The 17,649-nt window shown below is 69.6% G+C and carries 12 protein-coding genes; 3 read left to right on the plus strand and 9 right to left on the minus strand.

What is annotated here, in order from left to right; translation table 11 throughout:
• Positions 1–256: 256 nt before the first annotated feature.
• Complete coding sequence (locus WIX39_RS00670) at positions 257–1,033, minus strand: ABC transporter permease (protein ID WP_409196303.1); 777 nt, start codon at positions 1,031–1,033, stop codon at positions 257–259.
• 62 nt (positions 1,034–1,095) lie between these two features.
• Positions 1,096–2,091, minus strand: a complete 996-nt coding sequence (locus tag WIX39_RS00675) for an ABC transporter ATP-binding protein (protein WP_409194319.1) — start codon at positions 2,089–2,091, stop codon at positions 1,096–1,098.
• Between the two features lie 107 nt (positions 2,092–2,198).
• Here WIX39_RS00675 and WIX39_RS00680 point away from each other — a divergent pair, with 107 nt between their 5' ends.
• On the plus strand, positions 2,199–3,032 hold the full coding sequence (locus WIX39_RS00680) for an HAD-IIB family hydrolase (protein WP_409194320.1): 834 nt from the start codon (positions 2,199–2,201) through the stop codon (positions 3,030–3,032).
• A 13-nt stretch (positions 3,033–3,045) separates the two neighbouring features.
• Here WIX39_RS00680 and WIX39_RS00685 read toward each other — a convergent pair whose 3' ends face one another.
• Positions 3,046–4,296, minus strand: coding sequence for an MFS transporter (locus tag WIX39_RS00685; protein WP_106936736.1), 1,251 nt, complete (start codon positions 4,294–4,296; stop codon positions 3,046–3,048).
• A gap of 88 nt (positions 4,297–4,384) precedes the next feature.
• Here WIX39_RS00685 and WIX39_RS00690 point away from each other — a divergent pair, with 88 nt between their 5' ends.
• Positions 4,385–4,954, plus strand: a complete 570-nt coding sequence (locus WIX39_RS00690) for a TetR/AcrR family transcriptional regulator (RefSeq protein ID WP_106936735.1) — start codon at positions 4,385–4,387, stop codon at positions 4,952–4,954.
• On the opposite strand, the gene WIX39_RS00695 is transcribed toward WIX39_RS00690, so the two are convergent.
• From WIX39_RS00695 to WIX39_RS00715, 5 genes are all read right to left on the minus strand, one after another.
• On the minus strand, positions 4,941–5,921 hold the full coding sequence (locus WIX39_RS00695; RefSeq protein ID WP_409194321.1) for a Bug family tripartite tricarboxylate transporter substrate binding protein: 981 nt from the start codon (positions 5,919–5,921) through the stop codon (positions 4,941–4,943). The genes WIX39_RS00690 and WIX39_RS00695 overlap by 14 nt on opposite strands.
• Positions 5,922–6,060: 139 nt before the next feature.
• The gene (locus WIX39_RS00700) at positions 6,061–7,101 is read right to left on the minus strand and encodes a histone deacetylase family protein (protein ID WP_409194322.1); all 1,041 of its coding nucleotides are present in this window, start codon (positions 7,099–7,101) and stop codon (positions 6,061–6,063) included.
• Positions 7,102–7,141: 40 nt separating this feature from the next.
• A complete protein-coding gene (locus tag WIX39_RS00705; RefSeq protein ID WP_409194323.1) occupies positions 7,142–8,191 on the minus strand; it encodes an ornithine cyclodeaminase in 1,050 nt (349 codons plus the stop codon).
• Between the two features lie 143 nt (positions 8,192–8,334).
• Positions 8,335–9,543 (minus strand): amidohydrolase, encoded by a 1,209-nt coding sequence (locus WIX39_RS00710; protein WP_409194324.1) that lies wholly within the window; start codon positions 9,541–9,543, stop codon positions 8,335–8,337.
• Between the two features lie 11 nt (positions 9,544–9,554).
• Positions 9,555–10,541: a Bug family tripartite tricarboxylate transporter substrate binding protein gene (locus WIX39_RS00715; protein WP_409194325.1), complete on the minus strand. Its 987-nt coding sequence runs from the start codon at positions 10,539–10,541 to the stop codon at positions 9,555–9,557.
• Between the two features lie 112 nt (positions 10,542–10,653).
• On the opposite strand from WIX39_RS00715, the gene WIX39_RS00720 reads away from it, so the two are divergent.
• Positions 10,654–11,613 carry a LysR family transcriptional regulator gene (locus WIX39_RS00720; protein WP_409194326.1) on the plus strand — a complete coding sequence of 320 codons (960 nt, stop codon included), beginning with the start codon at positions 10,654–10,656 and terminating at the stop codon, positions 11,611–11,613.
• A gap of 10 nt (positions 11,614–11,623) precedes the next feature.
• Here WIX39_RS00720 and uvrA read toward each other — a convergent pair whose 3' ends face one another.
• Positions 11,624–17,476: an excinuclease ABC subunit UvrA gene (uvrA, locus tag WIX39_RS00725; RefSeq protein WP_285414286.1), complete on the minus strand. Its 5,853-nt coding sequence runs from the start codon at positions 17,474–17,476 to the stop codon at positions 11,624–11,626.
• Positions 17,477–17,649 lie beyond the last annotated feature (173 nt).

Consider the following 17,649-nt stretch of genomic DNA (forward strand, 5'->3'; position numbering starts at 1 on the left):
CGGGTAGCTCCCTCCGCGAATGTCCCCCGCCCTTCGGGCTCCTCCTTCATTTCGCTGCGGGAGCCACCCGGCGCCCTGCGCACAGTGGACGCTGCCGTCGTGCTCGCCGATCAACCAGTGCTCTGAACGATCACGCCGGCTGGGTGCTCTGCGCAGCGAAATAAAGGAGGAGGCCGCAGGCCGGGGGACATTCGCGGAGCAGAGTACCCAGGCGGCGTGATCGAGCCCCGAATGCATCGACGAAAAAGAGAGCACGTCAACCACCCTGCACCTCCAGCCGCCGCATCGTCCGCTGCATCGCCATGCGGCCGAACACGACCAGCACCACGATCCAGAAAGACTGCAGGCCCAGCCCCAGCATGGCCTGCCAGCCGCTCATCAACCCGAAGTAGATCCGCGCGGGAATGTCGACCACGCCCGCGAACGGCTGCAGCAGCAGCGCCGTCTGCCATGCGTCGGGCAACAGCACCAGCGGCAGCAGGTTTCCAGAGAACACGATGACCACCGGCCCCGCCAGCGCGTTGATGCCACGCTCGTTGAGCGCCGCGGTCGCCGCGATGTTGAGCAGCATGACCATCGACGTGGACAGCAGCAACGCCAGCACCGCGGACGCGAGAAATGCGACAGCTGCCGAAAAGCTCGCCGGCGGCTGCCAGGCCCAATCGCCCAGCCCGGCCAGCGGCAGCGCGATGCCCGCGAAGGCCGCCATCATCGCCACGCGCGGCAACACGCGCGCCGCGATCCAGCCCGCGCTGCGCGCGAACCACAGGGCGTAGGCATCGACAGGCCGCAGGCGGTCATAGGCCACCGCGCCGGTGCGCACGGCCTGGGCCACCTCAGGGTCGCCGAGCCACGGCACCAGCACCAGCAGGCCCTGCGAGAGCCAGCTGTAGGTGATCGCCTGCGTCAACGACATCGGCGTGCCGGCCATCGACGCGCCGCCGTAGAACGCGGCCAGCACCATCACCTTGATGCCGCCCCACCAGCACTGCGTGCCGAAGCCCGCGAGCGCGGCCGTGCGGTACTGCAGCATCTGCAGGAAGCGCGAGGCAAAGGCCGCGATGTAGGGGCGCGCGAGTTCGCGCAGGACCGTCGTCACGCTTCGGCCGCTCCGTGCATCGCGTAGAAGCGCGCGATGACGGCCTCGATGGCCAGGCCTTCGAGGCGGATGTCTTCCACCGCATGGCCGGCCGCGATGCGGGCGATCAGCGCGGGCGCCGTCGTCACCGCCGGGTCGAAGTCCAGCACCAGCGTCTGGCCGTCGCGCGAATGCACCCTGGCGCCTTCCACCTGCGCGGGCAGCGCCGCGTCCTGCGCAAAGTCGACCACCAGCCGGCGCTCGGCCATCACCTGCGCGCGCAGCGCTTCCACCGGACTGTCGGCCAGCACGCGGCCGTGGCCGATGATGATCACGCGCTGCGCCAGCGCCTCGATGTCGTGCATGTCGTGCGTGGTCAGCAGCACGGTGGTGCCGCGCTCCCGGTTGGCGCGGCGCACGAAGTCGCGCACCGCCAGCTTCGACGGCGCGTCGAGCCCGATGGTCGGTTCGTCGAGGAACAGGATGTCGGGCTCGTGCAGCAGCGCCGCCGCGATTTCCGCGCGCATGCGCTGGCCCAGCGACAGCTGCCGCACCGGCTGGTCGAGCACGCGCTCCAGGTGCAGCAGCGCGACCAGCTCGTCGCGCGTGCGGCGGTAGCGCACGGGGTCGACCCGGTAGATGTCGCGCAGCAGGTCGAAGCCGTCGCCCACCGGCAGGTCCCACCACAGTTGCGTGCGCTGGCCGAAGACCACGCCGATGCGCCCCACGTGCCGCTCGCGGTCGGCGAAGGGGTCGCGCCCGTTGATCTCCACGCGCCCGCCGTCGGCCCGCAGGATGCCCGCGAGGATCTTGATGGTGGTCGACTTGCCCGCGCCGTTGGGTCCGATGAAGCCCAGCAGCTCGCCGCGCTCGAGCGAGAACGACACGCCCGACAGCGCCTCCACCGTGCGATGGCGGCGGTGCACGAGGCCGCGCAGCGCGCCCATCACGCCGGGGTCGCGCTCGGAGATGCGGTAGGTCTTGAGGAGGTTGTCGACGAGGATGTGGGGCATGAAGGGCGCCGCACCGGGCTCGATGCGCGGCGGGGGCGGGATGCTACACGAAAAGCGCCGCTACGATCACGCCTCCTCTCATCCTCATCTGCCCCCTCCTGCACGCCATGCCAGCGCCGTCTTCACTGCCCGTTTCGCCGAACCACCTGATGCCTCTGACACGTTGGGAGGCATCCGCGCGCGGCGCGCTGACGGGCGTGTTCACCGACATCGACGACACGCTGACCAGCGATGGCGCGATCACGCCGGACGCCCTAGAGGCGCTGGCCGACCTCAAGGCCGCGGGCCTCGCGGTGGTTGCCATCACGGGCCGGCCGGTGGGCTGGAGCCTGCCCTTCGTCAATGCCTGGCCGGTGGATGCCATCGTGGCCGAGAACGGCGCGGTGGCGCTGCTGCCGGCCGCGGGCGGGGAAGTCGAGAAGCGCTACCAGCAGGATGCAGCCACGCGCGCCGCCAACTTCGCGCGGATGCAGGCCGTGCTGGCACGCATCGAGCGCGAGATACCCGGCGCCGCGCGCGCCACCGATTCACCGGGCCGCGAGACCGACATCGCCATCGACCACAGCGAGTTCGTCCAGCTCGACGACGCCACCGTGGCGCGGGTGGTGGCGCTGATGCGCGGCGAAGGCATGCACGCCACCGTGAGCAGCATCCACATCAACGGCTGGTACGGCGACAACGACAAGCTCGAAGGCGCGCGCTGGATCGTGCGCGAGCTGTGGGGCCGCACGCTCGACGACGAGATGGACCGCTGGGCCTACGTGGGCGACTCCACCAACGACCAGCTGATGTTCCGCACCTTCGCGCACAGCATCGGGGTGGCGAATGTGGCGCGCTTCGTGCCGCAGCTGGCGCACCTGCCGCGCTACGTGACGCAGGGAGAGCGCGGCACGGGGTTTGCCGAGGCGGCGCGCGCCGTGCTGGCCGCGCGCCGCGCATAGCCGACGCCGGGGCTCAGGCGCCGGGCGCCTTCCGCAGCACCGCCCAGTAGTTCCATGCGCCGAAGGCGGCAATCAGCAGCAGCACGGCGGCATAGCCTTCCACCGTCGCCAGCAGGCCGAGCGGCTTGACGAGAAAGCCCGCCAGCATCGCCGGCAGGCTGAACGCGAGATAGCTCACCACGAAGATGGCCGCGAACAGTTCGCCGCGCTCATGCGGCTGCGCCAGCGGCGCCAGCGCCTGCACCAGCGCCGAGAACGCGCCGCCGAAGCCCACGCCCGCCACGGCGGTGCCGACGAAGAACAGAGCGAGCGAGCCCGTGGCCAGCGACGCGAGCAGCAGCACCAGCCCAGCCGCGATGCTGGCCATGCCGACGATGGCGGGCCGCGGCGCGGCAAGGCGGCCCAGCAGCGTTGGCGCGATGGCGCCGACACCCGACAGCACCGCCACCGTGAGCCCGTTGACCACGCCGTTGTCGACGTCGAAGACATGCAGCATCAGCGACGGCGCCAGCGAAAGAAACAGCCCGCCGAGCGCCCACACCACGACGAACACCGGCAGGCCGCGCGCGAACTCGGCGCGCGCGCGCGCCGGGATCGACACGCGCGGCACCAGCGAGGCCCAGGCACCGGGGCGGCGCGTCACCGTCTCGGGCATCCACAGCACCACTGCCGCGCCGAGCGCGAACACCGCTGCCAGCACGCCGAACACCAGCGCCACGGGCTGGAGCGAGAACTTCACCGCCACGCCCGTCAGCAGCGCGCCGAGCGCAAGGCCGGCCATCGGCGACACGCTGGTGATCAGCGCGCCCAGCCGCTTGCGCGATGCCGGTGCGGCCTCGACCACCGCCGCGCTCAGCGCGCCGCTCGCAACGCCCGTGGCCACGCCCTGCACCACCCGCGCGACGATCAGGCCGCCGATGCTCTGCGCCAGCAGGAAGAGCCCCATCGCCACGGCCTGCAGCGCCAGCGCTCCGAGCACCACCGGCCGCCGTCCGATGTGGTCGGACAGCGAGCCCGCCACCAGCAGCGAGATCAGCAGCGCGATGGCATAGATCGCGAAGGCCACGGTGAGCAACGACGACGAGAAATGCCAGGCGTGCTGGAACACCACGAACAGCGGCGATGGCGCCGCGGCCGCAAAGAAGAAGGCGAACAGCACGGCGGCCAGCAACGGGAACGCCACGCTCGCAGGTAGCCGCCGGGGCTTGGCGCGGGCGGCGATGTCGGCGGTGGCGGCTGCGAGTTCGGGGCAGGTGGACGGCATGTCGAATCCTTAATGCAACTTTTTTTGCTTTTGTGATTCTAGACCTGTGAATCTTCTAAAGCAAATATCTTTGCGTTAAAGTCCGTACATGAACGACGTCACCCTCCCCAACAAGCGTCCCGGCGGCCGCAGCGCGCAGGTGCAGGCGCAGGTGCGTACCGCGCTGGAAGAACTGGTGGCCGAGCAGGGCCGCGAGCGCGTCACCGTGCCGGCCGTGGCGGAGCGCGCGGGCGTCAGCGCGTCCAGCATCTACCGCCGCTGGGGCGACCTGCAGGGCCTGCTGGCCGAAACGGCCACCCATCGGCTGGACCCGAACCGCCCGCTGCCGGACACCGGCACCCTGCGCCAGGACCTGGAAGCCTGGGCGCGCGAACTCATCGAGCACCTGGCCAAGCCGTGCAATACCTCATTGCTGAAAGCCGCGGCCGCGCTGGCCAACAGCGATTCGGACACCGACTGCCTGCGCAACCGCCGCAGGGAAGCGCTGACGCTGGTGGAGCAGGCGCATGCGCGCGGCGAGCGCGCGCCCGAGCCGCAGCAGGTGATCGATCACCTGATTGCGCCGATCGTGTTCAGGCTGGTGTTCGGGAGTGAGCCGGTGAAGCCGGAGCTGGCGGCGCGGCTGGTGGACGAGCTGTTTGCGATCAGTTCGTCTTGACTTCCTTCGCCAACCCCAGCTTCTCGATCACCGCCTTCTCCCGCACCACCGTATCCTGCGCGAACTTGGTGTACGTGGCCGAGCTCATGTAGTTCGGCAGCATGTCGTAACGGCCCAGCGACGCCACGTAGCTGGGTTCTTCCATCGCCTGCTTGAAGGCGTCGTGCAGCTTCTTCACCACCTCCGGCGGCGTGCCCTTGGGTGCGCCGATGCCGAAGGGCGAGTTCTGCACCACGTCGTAGCCCAGTTCCTTCAGCGTGGGGGCATCGGGGAACTTGGCCAGGCGCTTCTCGCCCCAGGTGTTGAGCACGCGCAGCTTGCCGGCTTCCACTTGCGGCGCGAAGCCCGTGCTGTCGGCGGCGGCCATCAGCTGGCCGCTGACCACCGCCAGCATCAGGTCGGCGCTGCCCTTGTAGGGCACGTGCTGCAGCTCGATGCCGGCCTTCTGCGCGACGATTTCGGTGGTCAGGTGCGGGCTGGTCAGCGTGCCGGTGGAGCCGTAGGTGAGCTTGCCGGGGTTGGCCTTGGCGTAGGCGACGAAGTCGGCCCAGGTCTTGAAGGGACTATCGGCCGGCACCACGATGCCGAAGGCATAGCCGGTGACGTTCAGCACATAGGTGATGTCCTTCAGCGGGTCCCAGTTGATCTTGGTGGTGTAGCCCAGGCGGAACACGCCCAGCGGAATCTGCGCGACGGTGTAGCCGTCGGGCTGCGCGGTCTGCAGCGCCTGCGCGGGCAGCGTGCCGCCGGCGCCGGGCTTGTTGTCGATGATCACCGGCTGGCCGAGGATCTTGCTCGCGTTGTCGGCAAGCTGGCGCATGGTGATGTCGGTCGGGCCGCCCGCCGGAAAGGCGATGACCAGCTTGACCGGCTTGGTGGGAAAGCCCTGTGCGAAAGCCGCCAGAGGAGAAACGAGGCCGCACGCGGCGAGCGTAGCGGCGCAGAGGAATGATGAACGGCGGAGCATGGCTGACTGGATCCTGACTTGGAAAAGCGCCGATTGGGCCTTGCCCGGTGCGCGAAGGCAATCGGGACTGCCCTGATTTCCCGCCCGGCGAGGGGTGAATGGGGCGATCCGAGTCGCCTGCGCGTCAGCCAGCCGGCGGCTATGCCTGCCCGAAGCCTTCGAGCACGTTCACCGCGTTCACGCCCACCTCGGCCACCGCATAGCCGCCCTCGAACACGAACACCGTCGGCAGGCCGGCGCGTGCCAGGTCCTCGCCCATGCGCAGGTAGTCGTCGCTCTTCAGCCTGAAGCCGGAGATGGGGTCGCCCTCGAAGGTGTCGACGCCGAGCGAGACCACGAGCGCGCCGGCCTTCACCTCGGCGATGCGCTCGAGCGCGGCCTTCAGCGCCGCGCGCCACGCCGTGAAATCGGTGCCCCGCGGCAGCGGCAGGTTGTGGTTGAAGCCCTCGCCCCTGCCCGCGCCGCGCTCGTCGGCATGCCCCAGGTAGTACGGGTAGTCGGTCAGCGGATCGCCGTGCAGGCTGGCGAAGTGCACGTCGTCGCGCTCGTAGAAGATGGCCTGCGTGCCGTTGCCATGGTGGTAGTCCACGTCGAGCACCGCCACGCGCCCCACGCCCGCATCGCGCAGCGCCTGCGCGGCGACGGCGGCGTTGTTGATGAAGCAGTAGCCGCCGAAGAAATCGGCGCCCGCATGGTGGCCCGGCGGGCGCGTGAGGGCAAAGGCCGCGCGCTCGCCGCCGATGACGCGCCGCGCCGCAGTCCACGCACAGGCGGCGCCATGCCGCGCCGCCGCCCAGCTGCCGGCCATCAGCGGCGTGCCGGAGTCGAACGAGAACAGCCCCATGCGCGCCGGAAAGCTCTTGGGCAGCACGTCGGTGCGCATGCCGCGCGTGGGCCAGTACGACGGCAGCGCATCGCGCGACGCGTTGGCCGGGTCCAGCGCCACCCACTCGTCCCAGGCATGCGCGATGAAGTCCAGGTAGCGCGGCGCATGCACCCTGGCCAGCAGCGATTCGTCGAACGCATCGGGCGCCTGCAGCGGGCCGAGGCCGCGGCGCTCCAGTTCATGCTTCACATGGTCGACGCGTGCGGGCACCTCGAAGCACGGCACGAGTTCGCCGCGGAACATCTCGACTTTGCCCTGGTGGAGAACGTGCTGGTCGTTGTAGATGGTGAGCATGGATGAAGAAGAGCGGCATCGGCTGTGATGAAGCCGCCCATCATGCCGCACGCCGCAGCACCGCCCGGCGCCGGCCCGAGGCCGTGAGGCCGAACAGGTCCTTCGGGTCGTCCAGCTCGGGCACCAGCGCGATCTGCTGGCCGATGCCGCGCTCGGTGGCAATGCGCTGGATGTAGCGCAGCGCGGTGTAGTCCTCCAGCGCGAAGCCGACCGAATCGAACAGCGTGACCTGCCCCGGGCTCTCGCGGCCGGGCACTTCGCCCAGCAGCACGCGCCACAGTTCGTGCACCGGGAAGTCGGCCGCCACCTGCTGGATCTCGCCCTCCACGCGGGTCTGCGGCTCGTACTCGACGAACACGCGCGCCAGCCGCAGCACGTCGGGGTGCAGCTCGGTCTTGCCGGGCGAGTCGCCGCCCACGGCATTGATGTGCATGCCGGGCTCGATCATGTCGGGCGTGAGCACGGTCGCGCGGCCCTGGTAGGCGGTGACGGTGGTGACGATGTCGGCGCCGCGCACGGCTTCGGCCACCGAGCGCGCACGCACGATCTCCAGCGGCGTGCAGGCCGAGAGATGGCGCACCAGCTTGTCGGTGGCGTGCGAGTCGGTGTCGAACACGCGCACCTGCTCGATGCCCAGCAGCGCATGGAAGGCCAGGGCCTGGAACTCGCTCTGCGAGCCGTTGCCGATCAGCGCGAGGCTGCGCGAGTCGGGCCGCGCCAGCGCCTTCGCGGCCATTGCCGAGGTGGCGGCCGTGCGCAGCGCGGTGGTGAGCGTGAGTTCCGACAGCAGCATGGGGTAGCCCGTGTCGACCTCGGCCAGCACGCCGAAGGCCATGACCGTCGGCAGCCCGACCTGCGTGTTGTGGGGATGCCCGTTGACGTACTTGAAGGCATAGGCGCCGTCGTCGGCCACCGGCATCAGCTCGATCACGCCGAGGTGCGAATGGCTGGCCACGCGCGCCTTCTTGTCGAACTCGCGCCACCGCAGGAAGTCGTCGCGCAACGCGTCGGCCAGGGCCTCGAGGAATTGCGGAACGCCGGTCTCGTCCACCAGGCGAACGAGGCTGTGAACATCGATGAAGCGGGTCATGACATGGCTCCTTGCGTGGCCCGCGGCACGGCGCTTCACCCCTTCAAATGGTCTCCACCATGGCTGATTCAGGATGCGCCTGCGCCAAGGGTTGAAGCCATTGTGCGCCGCTTTCCACGACCTTGGCGAGGCCCCCGAAAGGCCTATGCGTTCAGATGGAACGGCGCGTTGGCGAACAGCTGCACGCCGTGCAGCAGCGCGTCTTCATCGAAGTCGAAATTCGGATGGTGATGCGGATGCACGATGCCCTTGGCCGCGCTGCGCGCACCGATGAAGACATAGGCGCCCGGCGCATGCTTCAGGAAGGCGCCGAAGTCCTCGCTGTTCGGCAGCGGCCGGATCGGCTGCAGCGCCGCCGTGGAAACGCCCTGGCGCACCACCTCGCGCATGCGTTCGGCCACGGCCGGGTCGTTGACCACCGGGCTGTAGCCGCGGACGTATTCCAGGTCGCAGGAGGCGCCGTGCGCGCCCGCCACACCATTGGCGATGCGTTCGACCAGGGCCGGTACCAGTTCGCGCACATGCTCGCTGAAACAGCGCACCGAGCCCCACAGCTCCACCGTGTCCGGAATCACGTTGAAGGCGCTGCCGCCTTCGAAGCGGGTGATCGACAGGATCAGCGCCTCGTGCGGATCGGCGTTGCGCGAGACCACGGCCTGCAGGTTGCCGACGATCTGGGCGCCTATCATGATCGGATCGATGCAGCGGTCGGGGTTGGCCGCATGGCCGCCGCGCCCGCGCAGGCGCAGCACGAAGCGGTCGGAGCTGGCCAGCGCCGGGCCGTCGAGCACGGCGATGCTGCCGGTGTCCAGCGTCGACATGACGTGCGCCGAGATCACCTGGTCTACGCCCCGCATCACGCCCGCGTCCACCATCTGCTGGGCGCCGCCCGGATGCTGTTCCTCGGCATGCTGGAAGAAGAAGCGCACCTCGCCCGGCACCTGCGCGCGCAGGCCGGCCAGGATGCGCGCCGCGCCGAGCAGCATCGCAGCGTGGCCGTCGTGGCCGCAGGCGTGCATGACGTCGGGTCTCTTCGAGGCATAGTCGCAGCGCTTGCGATCCTGCAGCGGCAGCGCATCGACGTCCGCGCGCATCGCCAGCGTGCGGCCTTTCCTGCCGCCGGCCAGCCGCGCGAGCAGGCTGGTCGGCGTGGGACGGCTCACTTCCAGGCCCTTGATGGCAGCGAGCTCGCGTTCGAGGAAGTTGGCGGTATCCACCTCCTTGAACGAGAGTTCGGGGTGGCGGTGCATATGGCGCCGCCATGCGACGACCTCGGCATGCTGGCGCTGCGACTGCGATTCGATGGTCTCGGCGATGCCGGCGAGCGAGAACCGCGTGCTGAATACGTTCATGGTGCCGTCGCTCACTCGGGACTAATGCCCGCAGCCTGCATGATGCGGCGGTTGCGCGCCAGCCCGCTTTCGATCTGCGAGCGGAAGGCGTCGGCAGAACCGCCGACCGGGTCCGCGTCCATCTCGTTCAGGCGCGCGATCAGCGCCGGATCGCGCAACGCGGCCACCGCGGCGTCGTGCAGCCTCTTCTGGATGGCGGCCGGCGTCTTCGCCGGCGCCACCAGGCCGAACCAGGTCATCGCAAGCTGGTTGAGATCCGGCTGGCCGAGTTCCTTGAGCGTGGGCACGGAAGGCAACGCCTGCAGCCGCTTCGAGGCGCCCACGGCAAAAGGCACCAGCTTGCCGCTCTTGACATGCGGGGCCGACGAGGGGTACTGGTCGATCGACACCTGGGTCTCGCCCGCCAGCGCGGCCGTCATGGCCGGCCCCATTCCGCGGTACGGGACGTGGCGCAGCCTGAACTTGAGGTCGGCATTCATCGCCTCGATCAGCAGGTGGCTGATGGAACCGGGGCCCGACGAGCCGATGTTGTAGATGTCGGGCCTGGCGCGCACCTCGGCCACCACCTGCTCGAAACTGCGCCCCGGGAACGAAGGATGCACCATGAGGACCGTGGGCGCGGTCGCCAGCATGGTGATCGGTGCGAGGTCCTTCAGCGGATCGACGCGGTTGGCCTTCAGCATGACCGGATTGACGGTCAGCGTGCTCACGGTGCCGATGCCCAGGGTGTAGCCGTCCGCTTCGGCGCGGGCCACTGCTTCCGAGCCGATCATCCCGCCACCGCCCGCCCGGTTGTCCACGACCACCGGCTGGCCCAGCGTGGCCTGCATCTTGTCCGCCACCAGGCGGGCCACGATGTCGGTGGAGCCGCCGGGCGCAAACGGCACGATCAGCTTGACCGGGCGCTGGGGATAGCTGTCCTGCGCCGCTGCCGGAAGCGCGAGCTGGCCCAGCAGGGCGGCCGGGATGGCGGCAAACCGGCGACGTGAGAGCTTCATGGGTTGGTGATCCGTGTATGCCGAAAGTTGTCGGATTATGTTGACGCCCATGATCGGCATCCAATAAATTCGCGGCCCTTCGTATAAGCAAATCCAATACCCCGGAGCCCGCATGCACGCCGCGACACCAGCCTCCTCCGTCCTCTATTCCCGGCTGGTCACGAAGGGACGCTTGCGGCACCTGCAGCTCCTGGTGTCGGTCGCAGATTCGGGCAGCGTGCGGCGCGCGGCCGAACAAATAGGTATCAGCCAGCCGGCGGCGACGCAGGCCTTGGCCGACATCGAGTTCCTGCTCGGCACCCCTCTGTTCGACCGTCACGTGCGCGGCATGCGGCTCACACCCGCGGGCCACGCAATGGTGCCGATGGCGCGCAACACGCTGAGCGCCTTGCGCGCATCCGCTGACACGGTGCATGCGCTGGCGGAAGGCGCCGGCGGCGTGCTGCGCGTGGGCGCGATCACCGCCGGCGTCGGTGGCCTGCTGTGCCGGGTGCTGCCCGCGTTTGCAACGCGGCACCCGTCATTGCGCATCGAGGTGCTGGAGGCCCCCGGCGCTCAACTGCTGGCCGACGTGATGTCGGGCCGCGTCGACATGGCGCTGTGCCGCCGGCCGCCCGAACTGCCCGCGCCCTGCACCTTCGAGATGCTCGCGCCGGACGTCCCCTGGATCGTGGCGGGTCGCCGCCATCCGCTCGTGCGCAATGCCCGGCCGACGCTGGCCGATCTGCACGCCGCGCGATGGATGGAGCCTGTGCGCGGCATCGGCGTGCGCAGCGTCTTCGATGCGCTGTTCGACACGCCCGATGCACCGAAGCCCCAGCTTCACCCGATCTCCAGCACCTCGCTGCCGCTGGTGCTCGAGTTGCTGCGCAACCACCGCGTGCTGACGCTGGTGCCGCGCAGCATCATCGCGCCCTTCGTGGAGTGGGGCGTGGTCGCCCGTGTGCCCTACGAACTCGGCGGCGAGTTCGAGGGCCTGGGCGTGCTGCAGGGTTCGGACAGCGACAGGCCGGCGGTGGCCGCCTGCCTGGAGGCATTGCGCGGGGCTGCCGGCTGGGAGGCCCCCGCCTGAGCGGCGGCGGTCAGCGCGCCAGCACAGGCGCCAGCGCCACCCCGGTGTGGGTACCCAGGCGCACCACTTCTTCCGGCGGCGCCGCCGCGACGATGCGCCCGCCCGCGTTGCCGCCTTCCGGCCCCAGGTCGAGGATCCAGTCGGCCTCGGCGATCAGGTCGAGGTCGTGCTCGATCACCACCACGCTGTGGCCGCCGTTCACCAGCCGGTGCAGCACGTGGATCAGCTTCTCGACGTCGGCCATGTGCAGGCCCACGGTCGGCTCGTCGAGCACGTACAGCGTGTGCGGCGGCTTCTGGCCGCGGCGGGTGATGTCGTCGCGCACCTTGCTGAGTTCGGTCACCAGCTTGATGCGCTGCGCCTCGCCGCCCGACAGCGTGGGCGAGGGCTGCCCCAGCGTGAGGTAGCCCAGGCCCACGTCCTTCAGCAGCTGCAGCGGATGCGCGATGTTGGGCATGCTCGCGAAGAACTCGACGGCCTCGTCGACTTCCATCTTCAGCACGTCGCCGATGCTCTTGCCGCGCCAGCTCACGGCCAGCGTCTCGGGGTTGAAGCGCGCGCCGTGGCAGACCTCGCAGGGCACCTTCACGTCGGGCAGGAAGCTCATCTCGATGGTGCGCACGCCCGCGCCCTCGCAGCCCGGGCAGCGGCCTTCGCCGGTGTTGAAGCTGAAGCGCGCCGGGCCGTAGCCGCGCGCCTTGGCTTCGAGCGTGTCGGCAAAGAGCTTGCGGATGGTGTCCCAGAAGCCGATGTAGGTGGCCGGGCAGCTGCGCGGCGTCTTGCCGATGGGCGTCTGGTCGACCTCGAGCACGCGGTCGATGGTCTCGTAGCCGTCGACCTTCCTGCAGCCGGCCCATGCCGGGCGCTTGCCGGCGGCGTCGGCGTCGCGGCCCGCCTTCGTCATGCGCTGCACCACGATGCCCTGCACGTTGGCCAGCAGCACGTCGCGCGCCAGCGTCGACTTGCCCGAGCCGCTGACGCCGGTGACCACCACCAGGCGGTGCAGCGGCAGCGTGGCGGTCACGTCCTGCAGGTTGTGCAGGTCGGCGCCGTGCACGGTGAGCCAATCGCCGCTCTCCTCGGCCTTCGGGTCGGGCGAGGGAATCGTGCGGCGTGCCTGCAGCGGGTGCCGGATGGCATCGCGCAGGTAGCGGCCGGTCTGCGAATCGCCGGCATTCTGGATGTCGGCCACCGAGCCTTCGGCCACCAGCCGGCCGCCGCGCTTGCCCGCGCTCGGGCCGATGTCGATGATGTGGTCGGCACGGCGGATGGTGTCTTCGTCGTGCTCCACCACCACCAGCGTGTTGCCCTTGTCGCCCAGCTTGTGCAGCGCGTTCAGCAGGATCTGGTTATCGCGCGCATGCAGGCCGATGGTCGGCTCGTCGAGCACGTAGCACACACCCTGCAGGTTGCTGCCCAGCTGCGCCGCCAGGCGGATGCGCTGCGCCTCGCCGCCGGAGAGCGTGGGCGCGCCGCGGTCGAGCGTGAGGTAGCCCAGGCCCACTTCTTCGAGGAATTCGAGCCGGCTCTTGATTTCCGGCACCAAGTCGCGCGCGATCTCGGCTTCGCGGCCCGTGAGCGCCAGCCCTTCGAACCACTGGCGCACCTCGGTCACGCTCATGCGCGCAAGCTCGGTGATGCCGATGCCGCCCGTGCCGTCGGCCGCGGTGCCGAAGCCCACGGCGCGGGCGGTGGCGTTCAGGCGCGTGCCCTCGCAGGTCGGGCAGACCACGTCGGCCAGGTCCTCGACCTCGGGTTCGGCGAAGGTCTGCTCGCGGCCCTTGTTGTCGTCGTCGCGCACGGAGTCGTCGAACACCTTGCGCTGGTCCTTGCTGAGCTTGACGCCGGTGCCCACGCAATCGGGGCACCAGCCGTGCTTGCTGTTGTAGCTGAACAGGCGCGGATCGAGCTCGGCATAGCTGGTGCTGCACACCGGGCAGGCGCGCAGCGTGGAGAACACGTTCACGCGGCCGATGCCCGCGGCGGACACGCCCGCCATCATCGCGGCGCGCAGGCCGTCGAGTTCGCTCAGCACATGCACCACGCCCTTGCCGTGTTCGAGCGCCCTGGTCAGCGCCTCGCGCAGTTCGGTTTCCTTCGACGGCAGCACGTCGAGGCTGGCCACGGGCAGCTCGATGCTGTGTTCCTTGAAGCGGTCGATGCGCGGGAAGCCGGTGGTCGGCAGGAAGTCGCCGTCCACGCGCAGGTGCGTGAAGCCGCGCGGGCGCGCCCAGTCGGCCAGCTCGGTGTACACGCCCTTGCGGTTGCTCACCAGCGGCGCGAGCAGGCCGATGTGCTGGCCCTTGAAGTTGCGCATCAGCTGCGCGGCGATGCTGTCGGGCGTCTGCGGCTGCACGGCGGCGCCGTCGTGAATGCAGTGCTGGATGCCCAGCTTGACGTACAGCAGCCGCAGGAAGTGCCACACCTCGGTGGTGGTGCCCACCGTGCTCTTGCGGCCGCCGCGCGACAGGCGCTGCTCGATGGCCACGGTCGGCGGAATGCCGTACACCGCGTCCACCTCGGGCCGGCCGGCGGGCTGCACGATGCTGCGCGCATAGGCGTTGAGCGACTCGAGGTACCGGCGCTGGCCTTCGTTGAAGAGAATGTCGAACGCGAGCGTCGACTTGCCGGAGCCGCTCACGCCGGTCACCACGCTGAACTTGCCGCGCGGAATGTCCACGCTCAGGTTCTTCAGGTTGTGCTCGCGCGCGTTGACGATCTTGATGGCATTGCTGCCCGGCGCCGTCTTCGCGTTGGCGATGTAGCGGCGCGCGGCGCGCTCGGCCACCTTGTAGGCGTCGGGGCCGATGGCAAGCTCGTAGTCGGCCAGCGCGGCGCCGGTGAGCGAGGCGCGGTTCTCGCGCAGCTGCTCGGGCGTGCCTTCGGCCACCACCTGGCCGCCGCCCTCGCCTCCTTCGGGGCCGAGGTCGATGAGCCAGTCGCTCGCGCGGATCACGTCGAGGTTGTGCTCGATCACTATCAGCGAATGCCCCGCGTCCAGCAGCTTGCGCAGCGCGCGCATCAGCCGCGCGATGTCGTCGAAGTGCAGGCCGGTGGTCGGCTCGTCGAACAGGAACAGGGTGCCCTTGCGCGCCACCGACTGCTTGCTGGCGGTCGCGTTCTTCGCGGCCTCGGCCAGGAAGCCGGCGAGCTTCAGGCGCTGCGCCTCGCCGCCGGAAAGCGTGGGCACGGGCTGGCCCAGCTTGACGTAGTCCAGGCCCACGTCGGAGATGGGTTGCAGCACGCGCAGCACGTCGCGGTCGGCCTCGAACACCGCCGCCGCTTCGGCCACGGTGAGGTCGAGCACGTCGGCCACGTTGTAGCTCCTGCCCTTGCGCTCCACGCGCACTTCGAGGATCTCGGGGCGGTAGCGCTTGCCGTCGCAGTCGGGGCAGCGCAGGTACACGTCGGACAGGAACTGCATCTCGACGTGCTCGAAGCCCGAGCCGCCGCAGGTGGGGCAGCGCCCGTCGCCGGAGTTGAAGCTGAACTTGCTCGCGGTGTAGCCGCGCTGGCGCGACAGCGCCGCGGTCGCGAAAATTTCGCGGATGGCGTCCCACGCGCCCACGTAGCTCGCGGGGTTGGAACGCGCGGTCTTGCCGATGGGCGACTGGTCGACGAACACCACGTCGCCGAGGTGGTCGGCACCGAGCATGCGGTCGTGCGCGCCGGGCGTTTCCGTGGCCTTGCCGAAGTGGCGCATGAGCGCGGGCGCCAGCACGTCCTGTATGAGCGTGGACTTGCCCGAGCCGCTGACGCCGGTGACGCACACCAGCCGCGCCAGCGGAAACTCGACCGTCACGTCCTTCAGGTTGTGCTCGCGCACGCCTTCGAGGATGAGCCGGTGCGTGTTCTCGCTCACCAGCCGCTTGAAGCCCATGCCGATCTTCTTGCGACCGCCCAGGTACTGGCCGGTGAGCGTGTCGGCGTCGCGCAACTGGTCGGTGGTGCCGTCGAACACGATCTGCCCGCCGCGCGCGCCGGGGCCGGGGCCCATGTCGATCACGCGGTCGGCGGCCAGCATCACGGCCGGGTCGTGCTCGACCACCACCAGCGTGTTGCCCGCGTCGCGCAGGCGAAGCATGGCCTCGGTGATGCGGTTCATGTCGCGCGGATGCAGGCCGATGCTGGGCTCGTCGAGCACGAACAGCGTGTTGACCAGCGAAGTGCCGAGCGCGGTGGTGAGGTTGATGCGCTGCACCTCGCCGCCGCTCAGCGTGCGGCTCTGGCGATCCAGCGTGAGGTAGCCGATGCCGACGTCGTGCAGGTAGCGCAGGCGGGTGGTGATTTCTTCGAACAGCAGCTTCAGCGCCTGCGCCTCGCCCTGTCTTGCTCCTTCCCCCGCCGGGGGAAGGTCGGGATGGGGGCTCTCGGCCTCCACCACGGCCACGGCCTTTGCGGAGGCCGCGTGCCCCCACCCCTGCCCTCCCCCAGCGGGGGAGGGAGCCATGCCGTTGCCCATGCGGTCGAAGAACCTGCGCAGCCTCTCGATGGGCAACAGCATCAGGTCATGCAGGCACAGCCCCGGCAGCGCCTCCAGCTGCGCGCGCGTCCACTTCGCGCCGGTCGGCATGAAGCGCTTCCCGGGCGGCAGCACCGCGTCGGCGTCTTCCTTGCTGCCGATGCGCCAGATCAGGCTGTCGAGCTTCAGCCGTGCGCCGCTGCAGGTCGGGCACTGCGTGTAGCTGCGGTACTTGGACAAGAGCACGCGGATGTGCATCTTGTAGGCCTTGCTCTCCAGGTAGGCGAAGAAGCGGCGCACGCCGTACCACTGCTTGTTCCAGTTGCCTTCCTTGTAGTTCGGCGTGCCCTCGATCACCCAGTGCTTCTGCTCGTCGGTGAGCTTGTTCCAGGGCGTGTCGCGCGGAATGCCCGCCGTCTCGGCGTGGCGCATGAGGTCGTCCTGCGCTTCTTTCCACGCGGGCGTCTGGATGGTCTTGATGGCGCCCGCGCGCAGCGTGAGCTTGTCGTTCGGAATCACCAGGCCCAGGTCGACGCCGATCACGCGGCCGAAGCCGCGGCAGGTGTCGCAGGCGCCCACGGCCGAGTTGAACGAGAACATCGACGGGATCGGGTCGGCGTAGCGGATGTCGCTCTCGGGGCAGTGCAGGCCGGTCGAAAATTTCCACACATCGGTTGCAGCGTTTTCCTCGGCTCCCGTGGCATGCACGGTGACGCGCCCGCTGCCGCGCTTGAGCGCGACCTCGATGGCCTCCACCACGCGCGAACGCTCGGCGCTCGAGGCGCGGAAGCGGTCCGCCACCACGTCCAGCACCTTGCGCGGGCCGGTGGGCGTGGCCACTTCGCGCTCGGCCTGCACGCGCGTGAAGCCGCTGGCCGACAGCCACTGCGTGACTTCCTCCGCCGTGGTGCTCGCGGGAAGCTCGACCGGGAAGGTGACGACCAGGCGCGGGTCGCCCGCAGCCGCTGCGCGCTCGACGATCTGCGCATAGATGCTGTCGGGCGAGTCGTGCCGCACCGGCAGCGCGGTTTCGCGGTCGAACAGATCGGCCGCGCGCGCGAACAACAGCTTCAGGTGGTCGTTCAGCTCGGTCATGGTGCCGACCGTGGAACGCGAGGAGCGCACCGGGTTGGTCTGGTCGATGGCGATGGCGGGCGGCACGCCCTCCACCTTGTCGACGGCCGGCTTGTCCATGCGGTCCAGGAACTGGCGCGCATAGGCGGAGAAGGTCTCCACGTAGCGCCGCTGTCCTTCGGCATAGAGGGTGTCGAACACGAGGCTCGACTTGCCCGAGCCGCTGGGCCCGGTGACCACGGTCATCTCGCCGGTGCGGATGTCGAGGTCGAGGTTCTGGAGATTGTGCTGGCGCGCGCCGCGAATCCGGATGGAGCCCTGTGTCATGAATGCCTTGAGGGGTGGGGCAAACATTCTAGGGAGTGGTCCATGACGGGCTTGCGCGGTGGGTCACAAGGTCCGTGCCCGCGCAGGGGTTTGTCCGAATGGAGTTCGAGACACTTCTGGAAACAAATACGACGTTTGTTTACGCCAATTCACACACCGCTTCCCAGCCCTGT

Source organism: Variovorax sp. AB1(2024) (assembly GCF_037482385.2).
GTDB lineage: Bacteria > Pseudomonadota > Gammaproteobacteria > Burkholderiales > Burkholderiaceae_C > Variovorax.